The sequence below is a fragment of the Planotetraspora thailandica genome, from assembly GCF_016863335.1.
GTDB lineage: Bacteria > Actinomycetota > Actinomycetes > Streptosporangiales > Streptosporangiaceae > Planotetraspora > Planotetraspora thailandica.
The window spans coordinates 95,632-119,153 of record NZ_BOOR01000037.1; the positions used below are offsets into that span (position 1 = coordinate 95,632).

The 23,522-nt window shown below is 67.9% G+C and carries 24 protein-coding genes and 1 pseudogene; 14 read left to right on the forward strand and 11 right to left on the reverse strand.

The annotated features are described in order from the left end of the window. Positions 1-213: 213 nt before the first annotated feature. Complete coding sequence (locus tag Pth03_RS24505; RefSeq protein WP_203946720.1) at positions 214-417, forward strand: cold-shock protein; 204 nt, start codon at positions 214-216, stop codon at positions 415-417. A 119-nt stretch (positions 418-536) separates the two neighbouring features. On the opposite strand, the gene Pth03_RS24510 is transcribed toward Pth03_RS24505, so the two are convergent. Further along, positions 537-1,481 (reverse strand): acyl-ACP desaturase, encoded by a 945-nt coding sequence (locus Pth03_RS24510; protein WP_203946721.1) that lies wholly within the window; start codon positions 1,479-1,481, stop codon positions 537-539. Between the two features lie 83 nt (positions 1,482-1,564). On the opposite strand from Pth03_RS24510, the gene Pth03_RS41685 reads away from it, so the two are divergent. Further along, positions 1,565-2,416, forward strand: coding sequence for a serine hydrolase domain-containing protein (locus tag Pth03_RS41685; protein WP_275413191.1), 852 nt, complete (start codon positions 1,565-1,567; stop codon positions 2,414-2,416). Further along, entirely contained in the window at positions 2,347-2,925 is a 579-nt protein-coding gene (locus Pth03_RS24520) for an HD domain-containing protein (protein WP_239119329.1), read from the forward strand. Before Pth03_RS41685 ends, Pth03_RS24520 begins: the two co-directional genes overlap by 70 nt. Before the next feature lie 90 nt (positions 2,926-3,015). On the opposite strand, the gene Pth03_RS24525 is transcribed toward Pth03_RS24520, so the two are convergent. Next, the gene (locus tag Pth03_RS24525; protein ID WP_203946723.1) at positions 3,016-3,210 is read right to left on the reverse strand and encodes a hypothetical protein; all 195 of its coding nucleotides are present in this window, start codon (positions 3,208-3,210) and stop codon (positions 3,016-3,018) included. A gap of 303 nt (positions 3,211-3,513) precedes the next feature. On the opposite strand from Pth03_RS24525, the gene Pth03_RS24530 reads away from it, so the two are divergent. Further along, positions 3,514-4,494, forward strand: a complete 981-nt coding sequence (locus Pth03_RS24530; RefSeq protein ID WP_203946724.1) for a DUF8189 domain-containing protein — start codon at positions 3,514-3,516, stop codon at positions 4,492-4,494. Positions 4,495-4,828: 334 nt separating this feature from the next. Then, positions 4,829-5,743, forward strand: coding sequence for a hydroxyquinol 1,2-dioxygenase (locus Pth03_RS24535; RefSeq protein ID WP_203946725.1), 915 nt, complete (start codon positions 4,829-4,831; stop codon positions 5,741-5,743). A gap of 13 nt (positions 5,744-5,756) precedes the next feature. Here the strand turns inward: Pth03_RS24535 and Pth03_RS42765 are convergent. After that, positions 5,757-6,004: pseudogene (locus Pth03_RS42765) on the reverse strand (transposase); the annotation flags it as partial. A 168-nt stretch (positions 6,005-6,172) separates the two neighbouring features. On the opposite strand from Pth03_RS42765, the gene Pth03_RS24545 reads away from it, so the two are divergent. Continuing rightward, positions 6,173-6,517 carry a nuclear transport factor 2 family protein gene (locus Pth03_RS24545; protein ID WP_203946727.1) on the forward strand — a complete coding sequence of 115 codons (345 nt, stop codon included), beginning with the start codon at positions 6,173-6,175 and terminating at the stop codon, positions 6,515-6,517. A 31-nt stretch (positions 6,518-6,548) separates the two neighbouring features. Here the strand turns inward: Pth03_RS24545 and Pth03_RS24550 are convergent, their stop codons facing one another. The 3 genes from Pth03_RS24550 to Pth03_RS24560 all read right to left on the reverse strand — a co-directional run bounded on the left by Pth03_RS24550 (position 6,549) and on the right by Pth03_RS24560 (position 8,898). Continuing rightward, the gene (locus tag Pth03_RS24550; RefSeq protein WP_203946728.1) at positions 6,549-7,424 is read right to left on the reverse strand and encodes a COG4705 family protein; all 876 of its coding nucleotides are present in this window, start codon (positions 7,422-7,424) and stop codon (positions 6,549-6,551) included. A 715-nt stretch (positions 7,425-8,139) separates the two neighbouring features. Further along, entirely contained in the window at positions 8,140-8,652 is a 513-nt protein-coding gene (locus Pth03_RS24555) for a GNAT family N-acetyltransferase (RefSeq protein ID WP_203946729.1), read from the reverse strand. Positions 8,653-8,736: 84 nt separating this feature from the next. Then, positions 8,737-8,898 carry a hypothetical protein gene (locus tag Pth03_RS24560; protein ID WP_203946730.1) on the reverse strand — a complete coding sequence of 54 codons (162 nt, stop codon included), beginning with the start codon at positions 8,896-8,898 and terminating at the stop codon, positions 8,737-8,739. A 90-nt stretch (positions 8,899-8,988) separates the two neighbouring features. On the opposite strand from Pth03_RS24560, the gene Pth03_RS24565 reads away from it, so the two are divergent. Further along, positions 8,989-11,877: an ATP-binding protein gene (locus tag Pth03_RS24565; RefSeq protein WP_203946731.1), complete on the forward strand. Its 2,889-nt coding sequence runs from the start codon at positions 8,989-8,991 to the stop codon at positions 11,875-11,877. 87 nt (positions 11,878-11,964) lie between these two features. On the opposite strand, the gene Pth03_RS24570 is transcribed toward Pth03_RS24565, so the two are convergent. Then, on the reverse strand, positions 11,965-13,569 hold the full coding sequence (locus tag Pth03_RS24570) for an SGNH/GDSL hydrolase family protein (RefSeq protein ID WP_203946732.1): 1,605 nt from the start codon (positions 13,567-13,569) through the stop codon (positions 11,965-11,967). Positions 13,570-14,117: 548 nt separating this feature from the next. On the opposite strand from Pth03_RS24570, the gene Pth03_RS24575 reads away from it, so the two are divergent. The 3 genes from Pth03_RS24575 (at position 14,118) to Pth03_RS24585 (ending at position 16,361) form a co-directional block, all read left to right on the forward strand. After that, positions 14,118-14,465 (forward strand): ArsR/SmtB family transcription factor, encoded by a 348-nt coding sequence (locus Pth03_RS24575; RefSeq protein ID WP_203946733.1) that lies wholly within the window; start codon positions 14,118-14,120, stop codon positions 14,463-14,465. Position 14,466: 1 nt separating this feature from the next. Beyond that, entirely contained in the window at positions 14,467-14,889 is a 423-nt protein-coding gene (locus Pth03_RS24580; RefSeq protein WP_203946734.1) for a VOC family protein, read from the forward strand. A 317-nt stretch (positions 14,890-15,206) separates the two neighbouring features. After that, a complete protein-coding gene (locus Pth03_RS24585) occupies positions 15,207-16,361 on the forward strand; it encodes an AbrB family transcriptional regulator (protein ID WP_275413193.1) in 1,155 nt (384 codons plus the stop codon). A 25-nt stretch (positions 16,362-16,386) separates the two neighbouring features. On the opposite strand, the gene Pth03_RS24590 is transcribed toward Pth03_RS24585, so the two are convergent. Beyond that, positions 16,387-17,328: an undecaprenyl-diphosphate phosphatase gene (locus Pth03_RS24590; RefSeq protein ID WP_203946736.1), complete on the reverse strand. Its 942-nt coding sequence runs from the start codon at positions 17,326-17,328 to the stop codon at positions 16,387-16,389. Beyond that, positions 17,325-18,047, reverse strand: coding sequence for a DedA family protein (locus Pth03_RS24595; RefSeq protein WP_203946737.1), 723 nt, complete (start codon positions 18,045-18,047; stop codon positions 17,325-17,327). Before Pth03_RS24595 ends, Pth03_RS24590 begins: the two co-directional genes overlap by 4 nt. A gap of 211 nt (positions 18,048-18,258) precedes the next feature. Here Pth03_RS24595 and Pth03_RS24600 point away from each other — a divergent pair, with 211 nt between their 5' ends. Then, on the forward strand, positions 18,259-18,636 hold the full coding sequence (locus Pth03_RS24600) for a BlaI/MecI/CopY family transcriptional regulator (protein WP_203946738.1): 378 nt from the start codon (positions 18,259-18,261) through the stop codon (positions 18,634-18,636). Then, positions 18,636-19,523: a M48 family metalloprotease gene (locus Pth03_RS24605; RefSeq protein WP_203946739.1), complete on the forward strand. Its 888-nt coding sequence runs from the start codon at positions 18,636-18,638 to the stop codon at positions 19,521-19,523. The genes Pth03_RS24600 and Pth03_RS24605 overlap by 1 nt, the downstream gene beginning before the upstream one ends. A 66-nt stretch (positions 19,524-19,589) precedes the next feature. Here the strand turns inward: Pth03_RS24605 and Pth03_RS24610 are convergent, their stop codons facing one another. Both Pth03_RS24610 and Pth03_RS24615 read right to left on the reverse strand, forming a co-directional pair. Then, positions 19,590-20,903 carry an ATP-binding protein gene (locus tag Pth03_RS24610; RefSeq protein ID WP_203946740.1) on the reverse strand — a complete coding sequence of 438 codons (1,314 nt, stop codon included), beginning with the start codon at positions 20,901-20,903 and terminating at the stop codon, positions 19,590-19,592. After that, positions 20,900-21,565 carry a response regulator transcription factor gene (locus Pth03_RS24615; protein WP_203946741.1) on the reverse strand — a complete coding sequence of 222 codons (666 nt, stop codon included), beginning with the start codon at positions 21,563-21,565 and terminating at the stop codon, positions 20,900-20,902. Before Pth03_RS24615 ends, Pth03_RS24610 begins: the two co-directional genes overlap by 4 nt. 147 nt (positions 21,566-21,712) lie before the next feature. Here Pth03_RS24615 and Pth03_RS24620 point away from each other — a divergent pair, with 147 nt between their 5' ends. Next, positions 21,713-22,579: a COG4705 family protein gene (locus Pth03_RS24620; RefSeq protein ID WP_203946742.1), complete on the forward strand. Its 867-nt coding sequence runs from the start codon at positions 21,713-21,715 to the stop codon at positions 22,577-22,579. Positions 22,580-22,640: 61 nt separating this feature from the next. After that, on the forward strand, positions 22,641-23,486 hold the full coding sequence (locus Pth03_RS24625) for a DMT family transporter (RefSeq protein ID WP_203946743.1): 846 nt from the start codon (positions 22,641-22,643) through the stop codon (positions 23,484-23,486). Positions 23,487-23,522 lie beyond the last annotated feature (36 nt).

Genomic DNA, 23,522 nt, shown 5'->3' on the forward strand with positions numbered 1-23,522 from the left:
GGGGTTCGCGAGAGAGTGGCGCGGGAACAGCGTTGTGGCGTGTAGTGTCGGAAGCACAGGTTGTGTCGAAGTCCAGTATGCGTTGAAGCGCCTGTGGAGTTATGACAGCGGGCGTTACCGTACGGAGCCGAGGCTTTCCCAAGACGGTCGGTCGCAGCAGCCCGAGGGTCACATCCGTGACCCTCGAGATCGTCTTATCAAGGAGAAAGCATCATGGCTCAGGGAACCGTCAAGTGGTTCAACGCCGAGAAGGGCTTCGGCTTCATCGCCCCCGACGACGGCACTCCGGACGTCTTCGTCCACTACTCGGCCATCGACGCCGGCGGCTACCGCTCGCTGGAGGAGAACCAGCGGGTCGAGTACACCGCAGGCCAGGGCGCCAAGGGCCCGCAGGCCGAGCGGGTCCGACCGCTCTAAGCAGCGCTTCGCACCGACGATGCCGGGCCCACTATGTGGTCCGTCATCCGACGGCATCCGGCCCCGGGCTTCTCACGGAGTCCGGGGCTTTGTCATGGGTGCCGACAGGCCCCCATTCGCTACGACACTGATTCGGCCCTCGCCCGCCGGGCGTCCCGTCGCTCCTCGAAGCGGGTCGCGGCCACTTCGAGCTTGGCGAGGAAGGCCGACAACTCCTCGCGGGCCTGCTCCCCCTCGGAGTCGAGACCTTCGATGTCGAAGGTCTTCCACTGTCGCAGCACCGGCGACAGAACCTCATCACAATGCTGGCGCAGGTCGTAGATGCCCGCCATGGCGATCGTCACGGACTTGCGGGCGAAGCCCTCGATGCCATGGCCCGGCATCTGGAACGAGGCCACGACATCGGTGACGGCTCGCATGGTCTGCGACGGGGCCAACTCGAACGCGGCGGCGAGGAGGTTCCGGTAGAAGAGCATGTGGAGGTTCTCGTCAGCGGCGACCCTCGAGAGCAACCTCTCGCAGACCGGGTCTCCCGACACCTTCCCGGTGTTCCGATGGGCGACGCGGGTGGCCAACTCCTGGAACGAGACGTATGCCAACTGCCGGAGCATGCCGTCGTACTCCGTGGCGAAGCCGTTCTGCATGTGGGTCATCCTGGCCCGCTCCAGAGCGACCGGGTCGACGGCCCGGGAGACGGTGAGATAGTCGCGGATGGCGATCCCGTGCCGGCCCTCCTCCGCTGTCCACCGGTGCACCCAGGTGCCCCAAGCGCCGTCTCTGCCGAATGTCGTGGCGATCTCGTGGTGGTAGCTCGGCAGGTTGTCCTCGGTCAAGAGGTTGACGATGAGCGAAACACGGGCGGGTTCGGGAATCGAAGAGTCCTCCGGCGACCAGGCTTCGCCCCGCAGAACCCCGTCGAACGTCCGGCCTTCACTCCACGGGATGAACTCGTGAGGGAACCACTCCTTGGCCACCGCGAGGTGGCGGTCCAACTCTCGCCCGACCACGGGTTCGAGCTCCACGAGAAGCTCCGTCTGGGTGAGCGGGCGAGACGTGATCGGCATGTAAGGCCTCCGGATCTGCAACCTACGGTGACGTAACCTACGCTAGCGTAGGTTAAGACCTTGCGAAGGGCCCCCGACACGCCGTGTTGACAGTCGAGCACGCGCTCACGATGACGCCCGGGCTGGAGTGGAACGAGAACGTCCCGTACACGAGTGAGGCCAACAGCGAGATCGCGATGGAACTCGCCCCCGACCGCTATCGCTACATCCTGCGGCAGCGGATCGTGGACGAGCCCGGCGCGCGGTGGTCGTATTGCGGAGGCGCCTCGGCACTGGTGGCTCGGCTCATCGAGAAGGGCACCAGGCTGGTGCTGGAGGACTACGCGCGTACCAGGCTCTTCGAGCCGCTGGGCATCTCGTACTCAGAGTGGTCGGCCGGCGAGGACGGTGTGGCTCTGGCTGCCTCCGGGTTGCGGCTGACCCCTCGCGGCCTCCTCGCGATCGGGGGGCTCGTGCTTGAAGGAGGCCGCGGCATCGTGCCCGCGTCCTGGCCGGCGACGGCGCTGCGCCCGCACGTACGGATCGACGAAGGTTCGGGCTGCTCACGTGCACGACCTGCCCGTGAGCAGCGAGGAGATCGCCCGGAACCAGCTGTGACGGACGACGCGAAGTCGCAGGCCACGAGCTGGACCCGGCTGCGCGACGTGGTGCCGCGCGTGGTGGAGCACACGGCTGGGATTTCGCCCTGTCCGGATATAGGTGATTCCTGGCCGGACGAAGGCGGCGCCGTACACCGATCGGTAGGCAGCATGGAAGTCGGACACACGGCCCCACAGCGGACACCCGTCGCGGAAAGTCAGAGGTCATGCCAGAGGTCATCGCGGGGTTGGAGATCCCTGAGACAGCGGCGGTCGCCGAAGCGACCATGCTCATCCAGGAGACGACCAGCCCCCTCATCTACCACCACTCCCGGCGGGTCTTCTTCTTCAGCCTGATTCACGCGCACAAGCTCGGTGTGAACCCGGACCCGGAACTGCTCTACCTGGCGACCATGTTCCACGACACCGGCCTCCTGACTCCCTTCTCCGACGCAGAGCAGCGCTTCGAAGTCGACGGCGCCGACCACGCGCGCAAGTTCCTCCTGGACCACGGTTTCTCGACGGCCTCCGCCGACACCGTCTGGACGGCGATCGCGCTGCACACCACGCCGGGCATCCCCGGCCGGATGGCCCCGGAAATCGCGACCACGCACCTCGGCGTCCTGACCGACGTGATCGGCTTCGGCCTGGACGAACTGGACCACGATCAGCTGGGCGAAATCCTCGCGGTCCACCCACGAGGGGACTTCAAGAACGAATTTCTGCGAGCCTCCTTCGACGGATTCAAGGACCGCCCCGAAACCACGAACGGCACCGTGAACTCCGACGTGCTCGAACACTTCATCCCCGGCTTCCAGCGCACGACGACGGTCGAGCGCATCCTCGGCTCGCCCTGGCCGAGCTGACCGGACATCACACGAGGCGGTGACGATCTGACGGTGATCTTCGCCGTGTACGTCGCCGGTCTGCTCGGCGCCTGCTGACGGTCGGGTCGCTCAGCGATCACCTGGGCCGCCGCCCTCCTCGTGGCCGCAGGCAGTACGGCGATCTTCTGGACACAACCAGCCGAGCTCCTCGTCGTCTTCGTCTCCACCACCGGAGAACAGCTCAAGACCGACGACCCGCACCAGTAGCCCCCGCCGCGACAGCGTGATCAGCCCGCAGGACGACGCGTACCGCCAGATCGCCAAACAGCTGCGCCACGTCCTGCTGTCCAACACCCACCGCGAACCGGAAGGGGATAAATCGCAGTCAACAACCAGTTGACACCTCTCATGCGTCAGCGTTGGCGCGTTTCTCATCGCTGTCACGGAATTCGAACCGAAGACACTCGGGGCTCATGCGCCTGGCGTGGATTCCGCGAGTGGAGCGGTCGCGCCCGCACTTGAGCATCGGCAACGCATCGTCCGAGGCGATCCGCAGATGATGCGCATCTCTGACGCATTGCGATCATCTCGCCATTTGGACTAGTCATCTCTTCTTCAAGGAACTTCATGTTTTCATGGAAAAAATGGCGATTGGCAGCAATCGCCATATTGGCTGCTTTCTCGGTCCTGATCGTGACCGGGACCCCGGCGTCCGCCGCCAACGCACCGGGCGAGTGGGACTATTGGCGCGCCGAAACAGTAAACGGTAGCCAACACCTCTATGCGGCAGGCACCATCGCTGAAGCAAGGAATGGCAGCGGCCGCCTGCTCAGGGTATGGAGAGCCAACGACGACACTGGTTACCTATGGGCGGCCTGGGATAACAGCGGGCAGGCATACCGGCTCGACGGGGCGTATTCCTGGGCCTCCCCCACAGTCGTTCGTTGGGGTAACAATGGATTCGCCCTCTTCCATACCGGAACGGATGGTCGAATCTACTGGGCCACCTACGACGAATCACTCAACTGGTCAGGTTGGCACGCGATCAGTGGCCAGACGACGCAGTTGTCGACTCCCGTATCGGTCACTCAAGTGGGTACGGGTTCACGGGAGCTGTACATGGTCTATCGCAGTGGATCCGACTTCGGCATGTGGGGCAGCTTCTTCAACGGCGGCAACTGGCAGAACGCGCAGAACTTGGGCGGGCGCACGTACTTCTGGCCTACGGTGACCTGGAACCAGTCGACGCACCGGCTTTACGCCGGGCACACCGGCCAGGACGGCCATGTCTATTTGCAATGGCAGGAGTACGGCGGCACCTGGCACGGCTGGTTCAGCGTCGGCGGCGATGTCAACGGAGCCCCGACCATCGCCACCTCTTCGACCGGTAATATGCAGGTGGCAGGCCGGGATTGGGATTCCTTTGTTTGGTACCGCGAATTCAATGCTTATGGGTATCCACTGCGGGATTGGACTCAGGATCCGGCTTTCCTGAGGGCTGCGTGGCCGGTTTTCCTCAGCGTGGCCGGCGCCGTCATCTACTCAATCGCCACCACGTCCGACAGGCACGATGGTTTCTACAAGCAGTCATTTAGCGGCAGCTCATGACCGCATGAGACAGCAGGCTTGGATGCCCACGACGGAAATACCAGTCAATGGGCATCCAAGCCTGCTGTTCAGCGATCCTCGGGGCAGGCCACAGTTGTCGACGGCGAGGTGAATCCTGGTGCCCAGCCCGCCTCGGGACCCGCGGCTGACAAGTGCCTGGCTGTCACCGACAACAACTGGGACTGCGCCGGCACCGCCAACCAGAAGTGGAACGCACCAAGGCCGTGCTGGGGGCGCCTACGATTTCCGCATGCCCAGACGCACGCCGACGTCCTGGCGCACGACGCCCCCGCGGTTCCCGAGCATGCCGCGCTGAATCCGAAAGGAGTATCACATGAACAAGCCCGACAGCGGCCCCCTGTCCGCCGAGCAGGCGCGCCAGCAGGAACTCCTGGACCGCGTGCTGACCTCGTTCCAAGGAACCGAGTCGCCGCGGCTGAAACAGATCATGGAGTCGCTGACCCGGCACCTGCATTCCTTCGTCCAGGACGTCCGGCTGACCGAGCAGGAGTGGAGCGCCGGGATCGAGTTCCTCACGGGAGTCGGTCACATCACCGACGACCGGCGGCAAGAGTTCATTCTTCTGTCCGACGTCCTCGGCGTGTCCATGCAGATGGTCACCGTCAACAACGTGGCGGTCGGCGACTCCACCGAGGCGACCGTCGTCGGACCGTTCTTCGTGGAGAACTCACCCGAGATCCCGCTCGGGGGCGACATGTCCTTCGGAGCTGAGGGCCAGCCCTGCTGGGTGGAGGGCATCGTGCGGGACACCGTCGGCAAGCCGATCCCCCGCGCCCGGATCGAGCTGTGGGAAGCCGACGACAACGGCCTCTACGACGTGCAGTACGACGACGACCGGGTCGCAGCCCGAGCGCACCTGTTCAGCGACGAGGACGGGTCGTACCGCTTCTGGGGGATCACCCCGACGCCGTACCCCATCCCCTCCGATGGGCCGGTCGGCAAGATGCTGGAGGTCGTGGGCCGGTCCCCCATGCGCGCCCCGCATCTGCACTTCATGGTGACGGCTCCGGGGAAGCGCACGCTGGTCACCCACATCTTCGTGAACGACAGCGACTACCTCGACAAGGACAGCGTTTTCGGGGTCAAGGAATCCCTGATCAAGGATTTCGTTCTGCAGGAGCCGGGCACCCCCACGCCGGACGGGCGCGACCTAGCGGACGCGCCCTGGACACGGGTGAAGTTCGACATCGTCCTGGCACCCGCAAAGGAAACCCCGGCCACCAGCTGAAGGGCGCCACCGAAAGGTCACCGCCCGGCTCAATCGCCACCTGGTTCGCGCCGCGTACGTCGTCACGCGCGGCCTCGGCGTCCCAGCGGTCAGTGCGCAGAAGGCGCAGCAGGCGCTGCATGGCAGCGGCCCCGCAGCCCCGGCGTGTTCGGCCAGGTTTCAGCAGTTCTTGCTCTCGATGCCGGCCAGCAGTCCCCGCTCATAGACGCCCGCCGTACGGCGTGGCTCGACGCGGTGGAACCGGCCCGCGATCCGGCTGATCAGTTCGTTGAGAGTGACCACCCAGCCGTCAGCTTCTACGCTGTGGCCCACGGCCATCACGCGATCTTCAGATGTCTTCACAAACTCCGAATGATCGCGAGGTGGCCGTCTCCATGGCGCTTAACCGAAGATCGCGAAGCCTCGCTGGAGTAGTAGGAGGTCTGCCAGGTGTCCGAGGTCGACAACAGAGCGTTTCTGCAGGGAGTCTTCGCCGAGACCGCGAAGGGGAACGGACGACCCTTCATCGACGCGCTGGCCGACGACGTCCGCTGGACAATCATCGGGCAGACCCCGTGGTCGCGCACGTATGAGGGGAAACGAGCCGTCCTGGACGAGCTGCTCCGTCCGCTCTCGGAACAGCTCGGCGGACGTAACGTCGTCAGCGCCGAGCGCTTATTCGGGACGCCTTCCAGCGAACCGTCGCGGGCAAGTGCGTCACCGGGGCCTGAACGGGCCCTCACATCAAGGTCGGAGCCGACGGTCAAGGATCGACATCCCATCGCGTACATCTAGATCGCAAAACCGTCGGCGTGCCGCATGTGGGTCAGGAGACGCTTGCCATGGCGAGGTTGTTACGGCGTTCCTGAAGATGGGCCCATCCCATGAGGCCGAACAGGACCGCGAGGAGGACAGCGGAGGAGCCGGCGGTTCCGAGGTCGAGACCGCCCTTCGTGGTCGGCTTGGTGAGGAGGTCACCTGCGATGGCGCCGAAGGGTCGGGTCAGGACGAAGGCGAGCCAGAACAGCAGCACGTTGGGCACGGCAGGGACGTATTTCAGGGCGAGGAGCAGCGCGAGCAGGGCGGTGATGAGTACCACGCCTCCGCTGTAGCCGAGGCCTGAACTATCGGAGAGGAAGTCGCCCAGGGAGGTGCCGAGCGTGTTGGAGACGAGGATCGCCGACCAGAAGAGGGCTTCGCCACGGAAGGTGTCGATGTCGCGGATCGCGAAGGTCAGCCCGGTGTACTTCCAGATGACGAAGATGGCGATGAGGATCGAGATCAGGATCGCGGCGCCGGCGGGGTAGCCCAGGCCGAAACCCTGTGGCCCCCAACCCAGCGACGTCGCTCCTTCGGGCAGGTATTCGGCGCTGGCGTCGCGGTTCATGAAGTCCGACATCGTAGTGCCGGCCATGCTGGTGGACAGGATGACCGTCCAGTAGAAGAACGGGTTGTACCGCTTGGAGGCGAGCTGGATCCCCAAAGCGACAAGGAAGATCAGGAACAGCGCGACCGTGGTGAGGAAGTAGCCGATCTTCAGCGTCTGTGCGAACAGGTCGCCGGCGGTCTCGCCGAGCATGGTGGCAGCGACCTTCATAATCCAAAAGGCCAGCGTGACCTCGGGCAGTTTCTTCATCACGTATTGGCCGGGACGCTGTATCCAGTGCGTGTCCATGCGGGGTGTCTGGTCGTCGTTTCGCACGGTCTAGTCCCCTTACTTCCCGTGGCTAATGCCTTGTGGGGATGCGGCATGACGTTCCGGAGCGCCTGACTCCGGGGACGGCGGGGCAGCGGCGAGAGGGTGAGGCGGGGCCAAGTACTCCGGTCCGCGGGCGCCAAACCGAAGCCGCGAGATCGCTAGCCTCCATGCGCCGCAGTCGCGCTGCAGCACTACCGGTAACCAGCACATCACGGAAGGCTACCGATGCAGGTCAGGCAGCGCGGGAGGATCGGGTAAGCAAAGACGTAACTCCACCCCAAGGGCTGTATCGGCCCCTCACGCAGATCCTCGATGAGAACCACGTCACCATCGCCGCCGGGGGCATCACCTTCAGCCCCATCCGGCTACGCCTGGCCCACCCGCCGGAGTTCGACCTGATGGCGCGGGAGCTGTAACCCTTGTCGGCCACCACGTGATCGGGGCCGGCCCAGCCCCTGTCGGGGAACGCGGACGGCGTGCAGCACCTGCTCCAGGCGGGTGCAGTCGTCGACGCGGTAAGGAACGGAATTGGATTCGGGCAACGTCCAGCGTGCGTTTGGCACCGTGCTCAGGCGGCAGGCAGTTCGATCGCTACCCCCGAAATGCGGACGGTGTCAGTGGAGCGGTGGATCCTGCTTCTTTAATGCTGAACGCCAACCCGGTGCGAGGCGGCGACCCAGTACACGACCTCTGATGCCTGAGCGGCTGGTCTCCCACCTTAGCTAGCTGTGACGAGCGAAAGGCTCCTCAGCAGGAAGTGGGACTCGCCGACCGAAGGGTCGGAGGGCAGCGTGCCACGAATGCCACTAGGTGTGAAGCCTCTGCTCTTATAGAGCGCGATGGCCGGTTCGTTTCCATCCACAACCCACAACTCGACCTCCTCGGCGCCCATCTTCCGTGCCTGCGACAGCGCCGCGTCCACGAGCCGCCCTCCGGCTCCCCGCCCGCGGATCGCCGGATCAACCCACATCGCGATCAGGTGAGCACGCAGGGGGTGCTCACCGCTGCCGGGAATCACCCCGACGATCCCGGCATCCACTCCATCCGTGACCGCGACCAGCGTCGCAACCTCACCGACCAGCCGTTCCTCCCATCGCTCGGCGGGGAAGGCGGCCTCCTTGTCGTAGGTGGAGGCGAACGCCTCGGGCGAGTCGGCCAGGGCTTTAAGCCGGATCTTGCGGTAACGCTCCCCTTCACCTGGCACAAGCCGCCGAATCTCTACATCAGTCATGCCCGAAATCTTGCCATCTGAGGCCCTCATGTCGATTCCCGAACTGAGATCTTCATCCTCCCTCGACCCCGATAGCGTCCACCGTCACTCCCGAGGCGCGAGTATCAGCGGCCAGACTCCAATGCCGAGCAGCGTGATGCCGGCTGCTTCGAGCACGGCCACGTCCGGCAACCCGGTCATCCTGATTGTCGGCTCGCCGCAGGCGACCCGGCCGCCATGGACCTCGACGCCGATCTGTATGATCATCGCGACGTAGACCGTGCGACTGGGTCCTGGCGTGTTCGCCGACTTGCGCTCCGGCAGCCGGTGTGATCGCCGGACGAACCGGGGGGCTCCATGTCCGATGGTGGGCCGGCGGGATCGGAATCCGTCCGGCTGTCCCGGCCCGAGCCGGTCGGGCGGGGCGACGAGCTCGCCCGAATCGACGCGGCGCTCGCCGACGCGGCGGCCGGCGAACGCCGCCTCGTCCTCATCGACGGCGAGCCAGGCATGGGCAAGACGCGGCTGCTGGAATACCTGGCCGAGCGGGCGCACGCCGCCAGGCGTACCGTGCTCGCCGGCAGCGCCACCGAGTTCGAGAGCCTCGTCCCGTTCGGCATGTACGTGGACGCCTTCACCCGCCTGTCCGACGAGTACGGCGCACCGGGTGCGGCGCCGACCGGCACCCGGCCCGGTGATTTCGCCGAGGCGGCGCTGCGCACCTTGTTGACGACGGGCGAGACGAGCGACACAACTCGAGGCCGGTTGGATCGTTACCACACCTATCGAGGCGTCCGAGCGCTCCTATCCCATCTGGCTGCCGACCGCGGCGCCGTACTGGCGCTCGACGACCTGCACTGGGCGGACGCGTCGTCGCTCGAACTGACCGAGTTCCTGCTCCGCCGTCCGCCGGCCGCCGGGTTCCTGCTGGCCATCGCCTGCCGTTCGGCCATGATCCCGGCCGTGGTGGGCGACGCCCTCGCCCGGCAGGATCCGCGCGTCACCCGGCTGAGCCTGCACCCGCTCGACGAGAACGCGGTGGCCGCACTGCTCCCGCTCGGGGTGGACCCGCACCGGCGACGGCTGATGTACCGGGTCAGCGGCGGCAACCCACTGTTCCTGCGGTCGCTGCTGGACGCCGACGACCACACACTGACGGAACTGGCCGACGGCCGGCCCGGGGCGGCGCTCGCCCTCGAGCAGACGTTGCTGGCGGTGCTGCGCCGGGAGCTGGACCGGCTCACCCCGACCGGCCGGCGGGCGGCCCACGCGGCGGCGGTCGCCGGCGAGCTGGCCTCGCTCGTCGTCATCTCCCACGTCGCGGAACTCGACGCCGCGACGGCTGCCGCCGCCGTGGACGAGCTCTGCAGGCAGGGGCTCGGCGCGCTGGCGGGCGCCCGGTTCGTGTTCCGCCACCCATTGGTACGCGCCGCCGCGTACGACACGTGCGGGCCTGGCTGGCGCATCTCCGCCCATGCCCGGGTCGCCGACTACCTGCGCCGCAACGACGGGTCGCTGGCGTTACTGGCCCACCACACCGAGCGGTGCGCCGAACACGGTGACGAGGAGGCCGCCAGGACGCTGGGCGACGCGGGCATCGCGTATGTGGGCTCGGCCCCGGCGACCGCGGTGCGGTTGCTGCGTGACGCCCTGCGGGTGCTGCCGGAACGCGAGGACCTCGTGCCGTATCGCGGCCACCTGCTCACCTGGCTGGCGCGGGGCACTGCGGTGAGCTCGCTGACCGAGGGCCGCCGAATCCTGCACGAGGTCATCCACCTGCCACACGACGTGGCCACCGAGGCGGTGGCCTTCTCCTCCGTGATCTCGCGGCTGCTCGGCCGGCTCGACGAGGCACGGGCCCTGTTGAGCGCGCAGGCCCGCCGGGCCGGGCAGGACCTGCGGGCGCAGGCCCCGCTCCTGGTGGAGCTGGCCGCCGTGGCCGTGTTGCGGGCGGACCCCGGCGGCGCGCGCCGGCATGCGCTCGAAGCCATCGAAATCCTGTCGAAGACGGCCGACCCGACGCTCGGCGCCGCCGCGTACGCCCTGCTGGCCCTGGCGTGCCTGCAGGACGGCGACGTCGCGGCGGCGCGTTCGCACAGCAGGCGAGCCGGGTGGATGATGGACAGCGCGCCGGACACCGCCCTGGCGACGCACGTAGAACTCGTCGCGCCGCTCTCCTGGGGCGAGACCTGTCTCCAGCGGCCCGACGACGCGGAGCGCCACCTGGCCCGGGGCATCGACCTCGCGACGATGTCCGGTCGCAGCAACGACATGCCGTACCTACTGATCGCCCAGGCCCACCACAAGGCCCGGACGGGCCGGCTGGCGGGGGCCATCGACGTCGCGGAGCACGCCGCCGCGGCCTCCGAGTACATCCAGAGCAGCGAGACCCTGGCGATGGCCCGCTGCGTCATGCTGTTGCCGGTGCTGTGGCGGCACGGCGTGCGCCCCGCCATGGCGCTCGCCGACCGGCTCGCCGAAGTCGCTCCGGGTTCGGCCTGGTGGCTGGCGATGGCGCACGTGTCCGTGATGCGGGTCCGGCTCGCCGCCGGCCGTACCGGGGCGGCTCACGCGCCGCCGCTGCCCCCGGCCCTGTCCCGCGACACCGAGGTGGAACGGCTGGCGGTGCAGTCGCTCCGCGCCGGTGCCGACGGCGACGTCGGTACCGCGCTCACCTGGTCGGCCGCGGCGGTCGCCGCGGCCGCCGGCGGCCCGGCGTATCACCTCGGCACCGCCTACGACGCCCGCGCCCGCGCGTTGTGCCACTGCGACGACCTGGGCGGGGCCGTGGCGGCGGCCTGGATCGCCGCCGAGCGGTTCGCCGAGAGCGGCGCCACCGCCGAACGCGGCCTGGTGCACCAGTTGCTCGCCGACATCCACGGCCGCATGGGGGACGTGGCGCAGTGCCGCGCCGACATCGCCCGGGCCAAGGCCGCCTACAGGGAGTCGGGTGCGGACTGGCTCGCCGGTCAACTGGCCAGGGTAGAGCGCCGGCTGGCCGCGCAGGGTCCCCGGCACGCGGCACGGAGAACCGGCGGGCCGCCGGTGCTCACGGCGCGGGAACGCCAGGTGGCCGAACTGGTCAGCCAAGGGCTGACCAACCGGGAGGTGGCCGAGCGCCTCCAGGTCAGTCAGAAGACGGTGGAGACCCACGTCGCTCGCATCTTCAACAAGTACGACGTACGCTCCCGGGTGGCGCTCACCCGGCGGCTGGCGAGCCTGGACGGTCTCCCGCCCGCCGAGTGAGACCCGTCGGCGCTGTCGGTGATCCGGGGCCGCCGGGCGGTACACGCCCGCCCGGCGGTTGCGATCAACGGCGTCGTCCGGTGCTGATCATTCCGGCCATTCCGGCAGCGGACCGCCGTTCAACCACGCCTCTGCTTGCTCCCTGAGCTTCTCCGGGTCGATCTTCTCACCCTTCTTACACGGGTCGGCCTTATCGGTAGTCAAGAAGTGAACATAGGTGATATCCATGGGTTCTCGCAGGATGCCGCCGCTCAGCGTGGACGTGGAGACGGCCACCTGCAGGCCCGGCTCCGCTGTTTTCACGATGAGATCGCAGGGGTCCCCCGTGGGTGTGTTCGTGATGCCGCCGGGGCCCGGGACGCCGGACGGCGCGCTGCTGTAGGTGGCCGGAATCCAGCTCGATGGCGCCGGCCCGCCGCTCGACCCGCCGCCCCCGCTGCCCCCGCTGCCCCAGGGGCCGACGACCCTCGGAGCTCCCGGAATCGGCTCCAGCGGGATCGGGTTCAGCAACACCTCAAGCGGGATCGTCAGCTGACCGTCCGGGCCTATGAAGTGGCAGATGCTGTCGATGGAGTCCCCGTCGCACAGCTTGCCGAGGTTGGTGCTCGCCCATTCCTCAAGTTGCTGGTCGGCCTCGGGGTCGTCAACGGAGGCTCGCGGGTTGGTGATGACGCGGTTGAAGTCGGGTCCGTTTGGGAAGAGGGACGGGAACTTGCCGGCCATCCAGTTCGCCAGCGCCCGGCCGATCGCCACCGCACCGAACTCGTTGGGGTGGAAACTCTCCTGAAGCGCGTTGAAGATCTTGCCCCGTGCCAAGAGCCCGAACCGGGAAATCACTCCGTTGAAGTATGAATCCGGTTGGCCGACCTCGTGACCGCTCACCACGCTGGTGCCGTTCGGCCCCGCCGTGTTCGGGTCGAACACGTGAACCTTTCTCTGCGGGAACCTCGCGCGGAACCTGTCAACCGCATCCGTGATCGCCTTGTTCACCGCGACGACGAACGGATAGATTTCGTCCATGGCCAGGCCGCCGATCTGATTGTGATCGACGTTGCCTGACGGCTTAACTGCCAACGGGTAGAGCGCGGCGACGATCTCCGCGTGATCCGTGGCGTTCATCACGTTCACCAGGCCCTGCTCGATGTTCGCCGAGACCTGCGGCATGTTATCCATCAACTGCTGCACCTTGTAGTGGACGAGACGCGCCTGAGCTTCGCGTCTGTTCACGTAGTTGCCGGCGGTCGCGGTGGAGTAGTGGCCTATCAGCACCATCCTCATCAGCGGCCCGAAGTTGGCGTCGTTGCCGCCGAGCCCGAAGTAGAAGATGTCGAGGTCCCGGGGAACGCCCGAGAGCTGAGACACGTTCCGCACCTCGGTGATGTCGGGGTGACTCTCGTCTTCGAACTGCACGTCCGTCAGGTGGCTGACCTTGGCGCCCGACGAGGCGTTGAAGATGAAGCGATCGCTGTTGCCGGTGCCCCAGGTGTGGCTGATCACATCAGGCTGGACCGTGTACTGGCCTCCATAGCGGGCCGATTGCAGGTAGTCCCACGCGAGAGCGAGTGGAGCGTAGCCGCTCTGATGCCGGAAGTCCTCGGAGCCGTCCGGGAATGTCACGTACTTGTGGTCCCAGGTCGCGCCTTCACCACTTGTATAACTGTCGCCCGCCCCTGCGATCTTGACCGTGGGCATCGGCGCGCAGTCGGGCGGACACAGATGTAGGGGAGGCGTGGAGCCCGGCGGGAAACCCGGCGTGGGAGTAGGAAAGAAAGTCGGCGGGGGCGGTGACAGGGTCGGCCGAACAGGCGGGGTGGTCGGAAGGAGGATCGGGCCGTCGGCGCTCGCCGGGATACTGACCAACATGGTCGCGGTGAGCACGGTCACGAGCCCGATCAGCACCAGCCGCCAGCGCGATAACCGGCGCGGAGGTCGCATGGACAGGTCTCCTCTGGGGGGTCGAAAGGAGCAGGCACTTGACGCACGCATCATCCGGCCGTCGGGTGACCGCTAACATCCGGTGTTGTCCGCCGGGCCACCCCGACATCCGCCGATCGAGCCGTCACCCGGGGCAGAAGGTACCTGGCTCAGCACAACGCCTTGTGGAGTTCGCCCACGACGCCGCTGAGGCGTCCTGTGCGGGCGAAGGCGGCGGTCAGCACCAACCGGACCGTCTCCTACGCCGCGCGATGGGCGACCTCTGGCAGCAAAAATATTCAGCATGTACGCTGAATATTGACAACGTGAACATTCAGCGAGATGGGTGGGAGATGGTCGACGAGTCCGGGCGCCATGAGGATGCGTACGAGGCGGTGTTCAGTGCGCTGGCACACCCGGCGCGCCGACGGGTGCTGCTCACCATCTACTTCAACGGCGGATCGATGGCCGCCGGCGAGATCGCCGCGGTGTTCTCACACGCCTGGCAGACGACCACCCGCCACCTGCAGATCCTCGAGGCCGCTGGCCTGCTCAGCAGCGCACGCGACGGCCGCATGCGGATATACCACCTCGAACGCAAGCGCCTGGACCTCGTACGCGACTGGCTTGCGCACTTCTCCATCACGCCCGACCCCACGAAGGAGGCCCCCTGATATGGCAGCCGCCACCACACCGGTTAACCGGCCCGACACTCCTCAGCTCTTCCGCCTCAGCGTCGAGGTCGGCGACCTCGACCGGGCCATCGCCTTCTACAGCGAACTGTTCGGCATCGAAGGCCACCGGCAGGCCGGAGCCCGCTCCTACTTCGACTGCGGGCCCGTCACCCTGTCAGTCATGGACGTCTCGGCCAATGGAACGCCGCACACCGCGGCAAAGGCCCTGTACTTCACCGTCGAGGACCTCGAAGCCGTCTTCGCCCGCGCCAAGGTCCTCGGCTGCCTGTCCACGGAACTCGTCCACGACCAGAGCGCCGGGGCCATCGTCGTCCGTCCGTGGGGCGAGCGGTCGTTCTACGCCGATGATCCCTGGGGCAACCCGCTGTGCTTCGTCGAGCGCGGCACCGTATACGCGGGCTGACTTCCACGGCCATCTCTTTCGAGCGTCCGCCCATGGGTAGTGACACGTCGAGACGGATGGCACGGCGGCCGCTTACGAATCTTCTCCGTCGTTGTGCCAGGTGACGCCGGACCAACGCTCTCCTGTGGCCCCCTCCCGTGCCTTTTCATGAACTGGCGCAATCATGGCGGGAAGCTCCTTCGACACCGCTGTCGGGGTGCGCGCACCAACGCCGGCGGCGCCATGGCGTTGTTCTTTTGCCCGATGAGGGGAATCCCGGAGCACAACGGATCGTTACTCACCGTAGTCATCGGTAGCCGAGCGCAACGTAGGTGTGTATGAGTAGCAGCACTGCGCCAGACAGGATCCCGACACGCCCACCAGCACTCCCCCGCTACGTTGTGTGGCGCCGTTGGGTCGGTTGGCTGGCTCTCATTGCGATCGCGTACGTGATCGGCGAGTCCGCGGAAGCGGTTCTGCCGGCAGCGCATCTGCTCGCTCCACTGGTAGCGGGGCTGGCCCTGGCCGCGACGGGACTGACTGCGGATCAGGTACCGGCTCGCCTCAATCGCACCTGCCAGGCCGGGCTAGGGGTGCTGATCGGCAGCTACCTCAACCCGAACACGTTGGCGCACGCCTCCGGCGCCGTGCTTCCGCTGACCGTCGTCACCGCGGCGACGATCGGGCTCTGTCTCCTCGCAGCCGCCGGCATGGCGCGCACCGGCCGCATCGATCGGGCCAGCGCGACCTTGGGCATGGTCGCCGGCGGTTCGGCCGCGGTGATCTCCACCGCTCAAGAGCACAACGCCGACTCGCGTACCGTCGCCTTCCTGCAGTGCCTGCGCGTCGCACTGGTGGCCGCCACCGCGCCCCTCGTGGTCCACTGGCTGATCAGCCCACAGCCGACCGCCCCCGGTACGGCCACGCCGTACACGGCTGGGGGCTGGCGCCTGGTCACCGGCGACCATCAGGGGATCGGGCTGCTTCTCCTGGCGGGTGTCGCCTTCGCGGGGATCCTCATCGGCCGCGCCGTCCGGCTGCCCAGTCCCGCGCTGCTCGGGCCGATGCTCATAACCGCCGCCGTCACCGCCGGCGGTTTCTCCGAGGAGTTCGCCCCCACCGGTCTGCTCCGCGCGTTCCTGTTCACCATCGTCGGCCTTGACATCGGCCTGCGCTTCACCCGCCCCGCCATGGCGCACATACGCCGACTACTGCCTCTCGCCCTTTGCTGCACCGTGGCGATCAGCGTCGCGTGTGCCGGCCTGGCCTGGGTGTTGTCCGCCACGGTGCGGATCCCCCTGGCCGACGCCTACCTCGCCACCACCCCCGGCGGCATCAACGCCGTCTTGGCCACGGCCGTCGCCACCCACGCCGACGTCTCCCTCATCTCCAGCGTGCAGAGCGTGCGGCTGTTCATCATGGTCCTGCTGGCGCCTTTGATCATTCGACTCTTCACTCCGCGGGCGGTCAGTCCCGGCAACGCGCAGACGTGAGCAGACCCGTCTCAGGACATCGGCGCTAGCGGGTGGCCAACCAGGCGAAACTCGCCACTCCGGCGGCGGCGCAGTACACCGCGAACGGGATCAGCGTTCGTGTCTGGAAATACCTGGTGAGGAACCTCACGGCGAGGTAGGCGCAGACGAACGACGCGGCACTTCCCGCGAGGACCTGCCCGTGGATTCCGTCACCGAGCGGGCCGAACAGGTCGGGCAGTTTCAGCACCCCGGCGGCGAGGATGACCGGTGTGGCGAGGAGGAAGGAGAACCGGGCGGCGTCGTCGTGGTCGAGTCCGCGGAACAGCCCGGCTGCCATGGTGGCGCCGGATCGGCTGATGCCGGGCAGCAGTGCGAGGACCTGCGCGGTGCCGATGAGCGTGGTGTCGCGCCAGGACCGCGCGGCGAGACGTCGATCGCTGCCCGTGGCGCCCTGGTCTCCGCTCCCGAGCGTCGCGCCACCGGCACCGGGCATGTCGGGTGTCGTCGCGGGCCGAATGGCGAGTGCTCGCCGGCGCAGCCGTTCCGCGCCGTACAGGATCACACCGTTGAGGGCCAGGAAGACCGCCGCAGGCATTGGGCGGCCGAGGACGGTCCTGAAGGTGTGTTCCAGAAGCAGGCCCGTGACCCCTACGGGGATCGTCGCAATGATGATCATCCAGGCCAGGCGTTCGTCGGCTGTGGCGATGCGCCTGTGGCGAATCGACGTCACGAAGCCGGTGATGATCCGAAGCCAATCACGCCAGAAGAACAGCATGAGCGCGAGCGCGGTCGCGACGTGCAGTCCCACGATGAAGGCGAGGTAGGGCGACTCGGGCGTGGAGACGTTGAGGTCGTCGGCCCAGCTCCCGCCCACCAGCGCGGGGAGCAGCACGCTGTGCCCCAGGCTGGAGACGGGGAAGAGTTCGGTGACGCCCTGGAGGGCGCCGACGACGAGGGCTTCCGCGTAGGAAAGATGCCCGCTCATCGACGCCCTCCGTTGATGACGCCGGACTCGGTCTCTTCGGCGGTGCGGCCGCCTCGCCGGTGTCGCAGCACTTCGATGAACAGCGGCGTGAGTGAGACGAGCACGATCAAGGCGATGACGGGGAGAAGGTACCTGTCGATGTTCTGCGCGCCCACGGCGTCACGGAGCGTGCCGGCGGCCAGGTAGCCGGCGAGAAGAACGGCGTCGGTCCACAGCAGCCCGCCGACGATGTTCCACCGGAGAAATCGCCCGAACGGCATCTGAAGGACACCGGCGACAGGATTGAGAAGCGTCCGCACGACGGGGACGAAACGGGCCAGCACCACCGCCTTGGCCGGGCCGTACCGGTCGAAGTAGGTCTCGGCCCGGGCCACGTGGGCTGATTTGAACAGGCGCGAATCCGGCCTGGCGAACAACCGGCGGCCGAATCGTGCGCCGAGATGATGGCCGAGCTGAGCGCCGATGATGGCGGACAGGGGCGCGACCAGCAGCAACAGCGGCAGGCTGAGTCGCACGCCGACGATGTCCCGCGCCACCGGGGAGGCGGCGATCCCGGCGAGGAACAGCAACGAGTCGCCCGGCAGGAAGAAGCCGACAAGCAGACCGGTCTCGGCGAACAACGTCGCCGCCACGCCCGCCACACCGAAAGCCTGCAGCAGAGAGGTCGGATCGAGGAGGTTGACGGCGGCACTGAGCGCCGCGGGCGTGGCCGTGCTCACGCGGACCGCACCGCTGTGGCACGGAAACGACACTGTCCGAGGGGAAGGTACACCGGGGTCTCCCTACGCACAAACGGCTGTTTTTCCAGCTGAGTACGGCATGACACTACACGATGTAGTAAGTACGTTCCTACACGATGTAGGAGCAGCGGATGCCCGAGCGCTCGTGCGCCCACGGCGGGTACGGTGAACACCGACGAATCGAGGTGAGATGGCACGCAGGGACGCGGCCCGGCCAAGACGTTCAGCGGGCCAGCTGGAAGGCGAGATTCTCAGTGCCCTGTGGGCGGCCGACGGGCCCATGACCGCGATCGAGGTCCAGGCGGCCGTCGGCGACGATCTGGCTTACAACACGGTGCACACGATTCTCACGCGGCTTCACTGCAAGGGGCAGGTACACCGGCTGGGCCCCGCGGGCCGCTCGACATACAAGCCGGCGAAGGGGGCCGCGGAGGTGGCGGCCGAGCAGATGAGGGCTGTTCTCGACACCGGCGCCGACCGCGGCGAGATCCTCATGCGCTTCGTCTCCACGCTCGGCGCCGCAGAAGAAGCCGCCCTTCGCGCCGCGCTGGATGCGGAAGGCTCGTAGTGACCGTCTCTGTCTACCTGCCCCTGCTGGTCAGCGTCGTACTGGCGGTGTCCGTCCGGCCGCTCGCGAAGGCACTGCCGCCTCGGCTCGGCCTGTGGGTGTTGACGGCGGCCGCGGTGATCGCAGGGGTGGGAACCGTCTGGACCTCTCTTCTGCTCGGGTCACTGCTCGTCGACGACATTCCGGCGTTCGACGCCGCCGAGCGGTTGGTGCCTGTCGACGACATGATGTCGCTGGGCGCCGCGGCGTTCCTCGGCACGGGCGCGGTGCGCTCGTGCCTGGCCGTGCGCCGCCTGCTCCACACCCGGCGGCGCCTGCGACGGCTCAATGCGATGCCAGGCGGAGAGCTGCTCGTGGTGGCCGATCCGAGACCGGACGCCTTCGCCGTTCCCGGATCGCGCGCCGGCGGCGGACGCGTGGTCGTCACCCAGGGCATGCTTCGCGCGCTCGACGCCGGACAGCGGCGGGCGCTGATCGCCCATGAACGGACGCACCTGCGGGCGCGCCATTCGATCGCATTGTCACTGGCGGAGCTCGCCGCGGCGATGAACCCCCTGTTGGTTCCCGTACGGCGAGCCGTCGGGTTCCTGAGCGAGCGGGACGCGGACGAAGGCGCCGTTGCCGTGGCGGGCAGCCGCCGCCTCGTCGCCGAAGCCCTGGCCGCCGCGGCCCGGGCCAGATCCGCCTCTGCCGCCGCCTCTCCCCTGGCACCCGGCTTCCACCAGTTCGGTGTGGTCGACCGGGTCTCCGCCCTCCTCGCTCCTGAACCCGTCACTCGCCTTCGGCACGTGTGGATTGTCGGAGCGATGACCCTGCTGGCGGTGGGGGCGGCTTTCGACGCCACGCGTGACTTCGCGTGGATCGTGCAGATCCTGCTGAGGCACTGACTCCATCGATTCCAGGGGCCGCCGGCCAGGACTGCGACCACGAGCAGCCGTCATCGGCTTGGTCACTCACGTCGCAGGCAGGCGCAACTCGATCAGACCGCCGCGTGAGACCTTGGCGGTCAGGCTCCCACCCGCCGCGTCGGCGAGTCGACGCGCGAGGGCCAGCCCCAGGCCGGCGCCCTCTCCCAGGCCGGCGGCGGCTCCTTGGACTCCCGGCATGAAGACGGTCTCGACCTCCTCGGGGGTGAATCCGGGACCGTCGTCGGCGACGGAGAACACCACGTCGTTCCCCTCGCGGGATATCCCCACCACGATCGTCGCGCGGCCGTACCGCACGGCGTTGTCGAGCAGGGGGTGGAGTATGCGCAGCACGACGTCCTGATCGCATGCGACGACCTCATGCGTCGAGGCTGCGGGATCCAGCCGCACGTCCTTGCCGCGGCCGCTGTAGGAGGCCAGCACCGTGTTCGCCGCGTCGAATGCCTTGCACGTGCCGGTGGAGGGATCGATGCTCTGCTGAGCCAGCCCGATCAGTGTGTCGACCGTGTCGGCCAGCCGGTCGGTTCCCACGAGGACCTGCCGGAGCGCGGTCCGCAACTGCTCGGGCGGGCGATTCTGCCGGAGCGCGATCTCGGTCTCCAGCCGCAGCTGCGTGAGCGGGGTCCGCAGCTCGTGCGCGATCTCGGCGGTAACCCGCTTCTCGTGGCGAAGCGCCGCGGACAGCCGGGCCAGGAGCGTGTCGAGAGTCGCGGCCAAGCCGGTCAGCTCGTCGCGTGGAGGTCCCAGTCCGAATCTCCCGTCGAGATCGTGCTCTGACCATGTGGCGGCCTGGGCGGTCATCTGCCCCACGGGCCGCAGCGCATGCACCACGGTGCGGCGGATGAAGAACGCGCCGGTGGCGAGGATCAGAACGTCGAGGATCAGGGCGCCGGCCAGTGTGGTGCGTGCGGCGTCCTCGTACGGAATCAGCGACAGGGCTGCGACCACCGTCGCCTTCGGCGCGCCGGCGTCTCGCAGGCGAAGGGCCAGCATCCGCGTGTCGTCGTGCACGTCACGGGGGATGGTCTGCGGAGATGCGCTGACCGCACGGGCGGCGCCGTCGAGCCGGCTGAATCTGGAGGGGCTGCTGATCAGGGTCCCGCGGCCGTCGAACACCCACACGCCGCTGTCGAGCGCCTCGTCGTAGGGCGTGTCCGTGAGTGTCAGGTGCCCCTGCCGGATCGTGACGTTCGCCGCCGCGGCCTCCGCCCGCGCCCGCAGCACGGCGTTCGCGTCTTGCTCAAGCCGCCACGACAACACAGCGGAGAACCCGATGGTCAGCGCCCCGAGGGTCGCCGCGAGCGTGGCCGTCGAAGTGATGACGAGCTTGTTGCGGATCACGAGATCGAATAGCCGACGCCGCGAATGGTGGTGACCACCCCTGCCCGTCCTATCTCGGCGAGCTTACGGCGCAGCCGCAAGATGTAGGCGTCCAGCGTGTTGTCGTACACCATGGCACCGGGTGGCCAGGCCGCGTTGATGAGCGCCTGGCGGCGGACGACCTCGCCGCGACGCGCCAGCAGGAGCGCGAGAACGCGGAACTCGGTCGGGGTGAGAGCGGCGGCCCGATCTCCGTCCCGGAGCGTGTGCGAGGCCGGGTCGAGGTGCAGTCCCGGCGGCACGGGACGCCGGGGGCCGCTTCGGCGGATCAATGCGAGCAGCCTGACGACAAGCTCATCGAAGTGGAAGGGCTTGGGGAGATAGTCGTCCGCGCCGGAGCGGAATCCCGACACACGGTCCGTGATGCCGCCACGCGCGGTGAGGAAGAGCACCGGCGTCTCCACCCCGCGCGCCCGCAGGGCCAGGCACAGGTCGCGGCCGTCCACGTCGGGAAGGCCGATGTCCACGATGAACACCTCCGGCGCCACAGCGTCGATCTGGCGGAGCAGGTCCGAGCCGGTGGAGACGCAGACGGGGACCTCGAACCCCTCTTCTCGCAGACCGCGGCTGAGCACCCGACGCAGCGCGGAGTCGTCCTCGACGATGGCGACGGTGGAGGTCATGGGACCAGATCTCCCTACACGTTGTAGTAGGTCGGGGTCGCCAGACTATGCGACGGCTCACGAGGGTCGCCAGGGAGCGTCGCCGCACGTGAGACCGGCCGCCACGCAGTCAGGTCAAGTTCAGGTGCGGGGTGCCAGCCTGGGCCGATGATGACTCCTGAATCGAGAACGGCCGCATGGGCCGCCAGGCGGGCTCTCAACAAGGTGCCCGCGGTCACGGTCTATTTCTGGATCATCAAGATCCTCTGCACGACCGTGGGAGAGACCGCCGCCGACTTCCTCAGTTCCACGCTGAACTTCGGGCTGACCAACACCACATACGTCATGGCCGTCCTGCTGGCCGTCTTCCTCTTCTTCCAGTTCCGCGCCAGGGCGTACACGCCATGGCTCTACTGGGTCACCGTGGCGCTGATCAGCGTTGTGGGCACGCTGATCACCGACAATCTGACCGACGGCCTCGGGGTTTCACTGGTGGTCACCACGGTCGTCTTCGGGATCGCGTTGATCGTGACCTTCGCCACCTGGTACGCCGCCGAGCGGACGTTGTCCATCCACTCCATCTCCACCACCCGGCGGGAAGGCTTCTACTGGTTGACCATCCTGTTCACCTTCGCGCTGGGGACCGCGTCGGGTGACCTCGTCGCCGAGCGCCTGAACCTGGGCTATTTCCCGTCCGCGGCGATGTTCGCCGCTGTGATCGGGCTCATCGCCCTCGCCCACGGGATGGTCAAGGTCAACGCCGTGCTGACCTTCTGGCTCGCCTACATTCTCACCCGGCCGCTGGGGGCGTCACTCGGCGACTACCTGTCGCAGCCGCGTGAGGAAGGCGGCCTGGGCCTGGGAACCGTCGTCACCAGTGTGCTCTTCCTGATCGCCATTCTCGGCTTCGTGGTCTACCTGACCGTCAGCAAGCGCGATCAGGACGTCCGCGTCGCAGCGCCCTCCGCGCACACCCGGCCCTCGTCCTCCGGCCGCGCACGCCGGGCGGCCGGAAGCCGGTACGACAGGAGGTGACGGTGCAGCGTATTCGGAGCCGGCTGCGCGGCCGCGACCGGACCACCAGGCAGCGACCTGCATGACCGCACTCGCCGCCGGCGTCGCGCTGCTCGGCTCGTTGTTCTTCGCACTCGGCGCGGCGCTGCAGCAACACGAGGCCGCGCGTTCCTCCACGCCCCGTCTGCGTGTCCTGCTTCGCAGGCCGGCCTGGCTGGCCGGCGCCGCGGCGAGCGCCGCCGGGGCCACCCTCCACATCGTCGCGCTGAGCCTCGGCCCGCTGAGCGTGGTGCAGCCGATGGGAGTGGCCAGCCTCCTGTTCGCCCTGCCGGTCGCCGCCGCGATGCACGGCCGCCTCCCGGGACGCGGGGAACTCGCCGCCGCGTGCCTGGTGAGCATCGGGCTGACGGGGCTCGTGCTCCTCGTCCCGCCGTCCTCCCAGACGCCGCAACTGACCAACGCGGGGGCGGTGGCCATGCTCACGGCCACCGGCCTCGCCGCCCTGGCCTGCTTCGGCCTCGCCCAGCGCTCGGCGGGCGCCGTCCGCAGCGCCCTGCTCGCGCTCGCGGCAGGAGTCCTGTACGGCACGACCGCGACGTTCACGCACGTCGTCGTGGGGGGAACGGGCGACAACCCGTGGTTCCTCGCGGCCCTGCCGTTGCCCGCGATGGCCGCGCTGATGCTGATCCAGCGCGCGTACGCCCCTCCCGCCAGGGGCGCCAGGAATACGGGCCGAGAGCGGGAGCGGGGGCATTTCGGCGTGGCGTTCGCCACGCTGCAGGTGACCGATCCGCTCACCGCCGTAACCTGCGGCGCCTCGCTCCTCGGTGAACCCCTGCCGGACCACGCGGCGATCGCCGTCGCGTTCGCCCTGGTGGCCGGTGCCGGCATCGCCGTACTCGCACGAACCACGCCGCTGCCCACATGAGCTCCTCGACAGCGCCTCCGGCAGCCTGAACAAAGG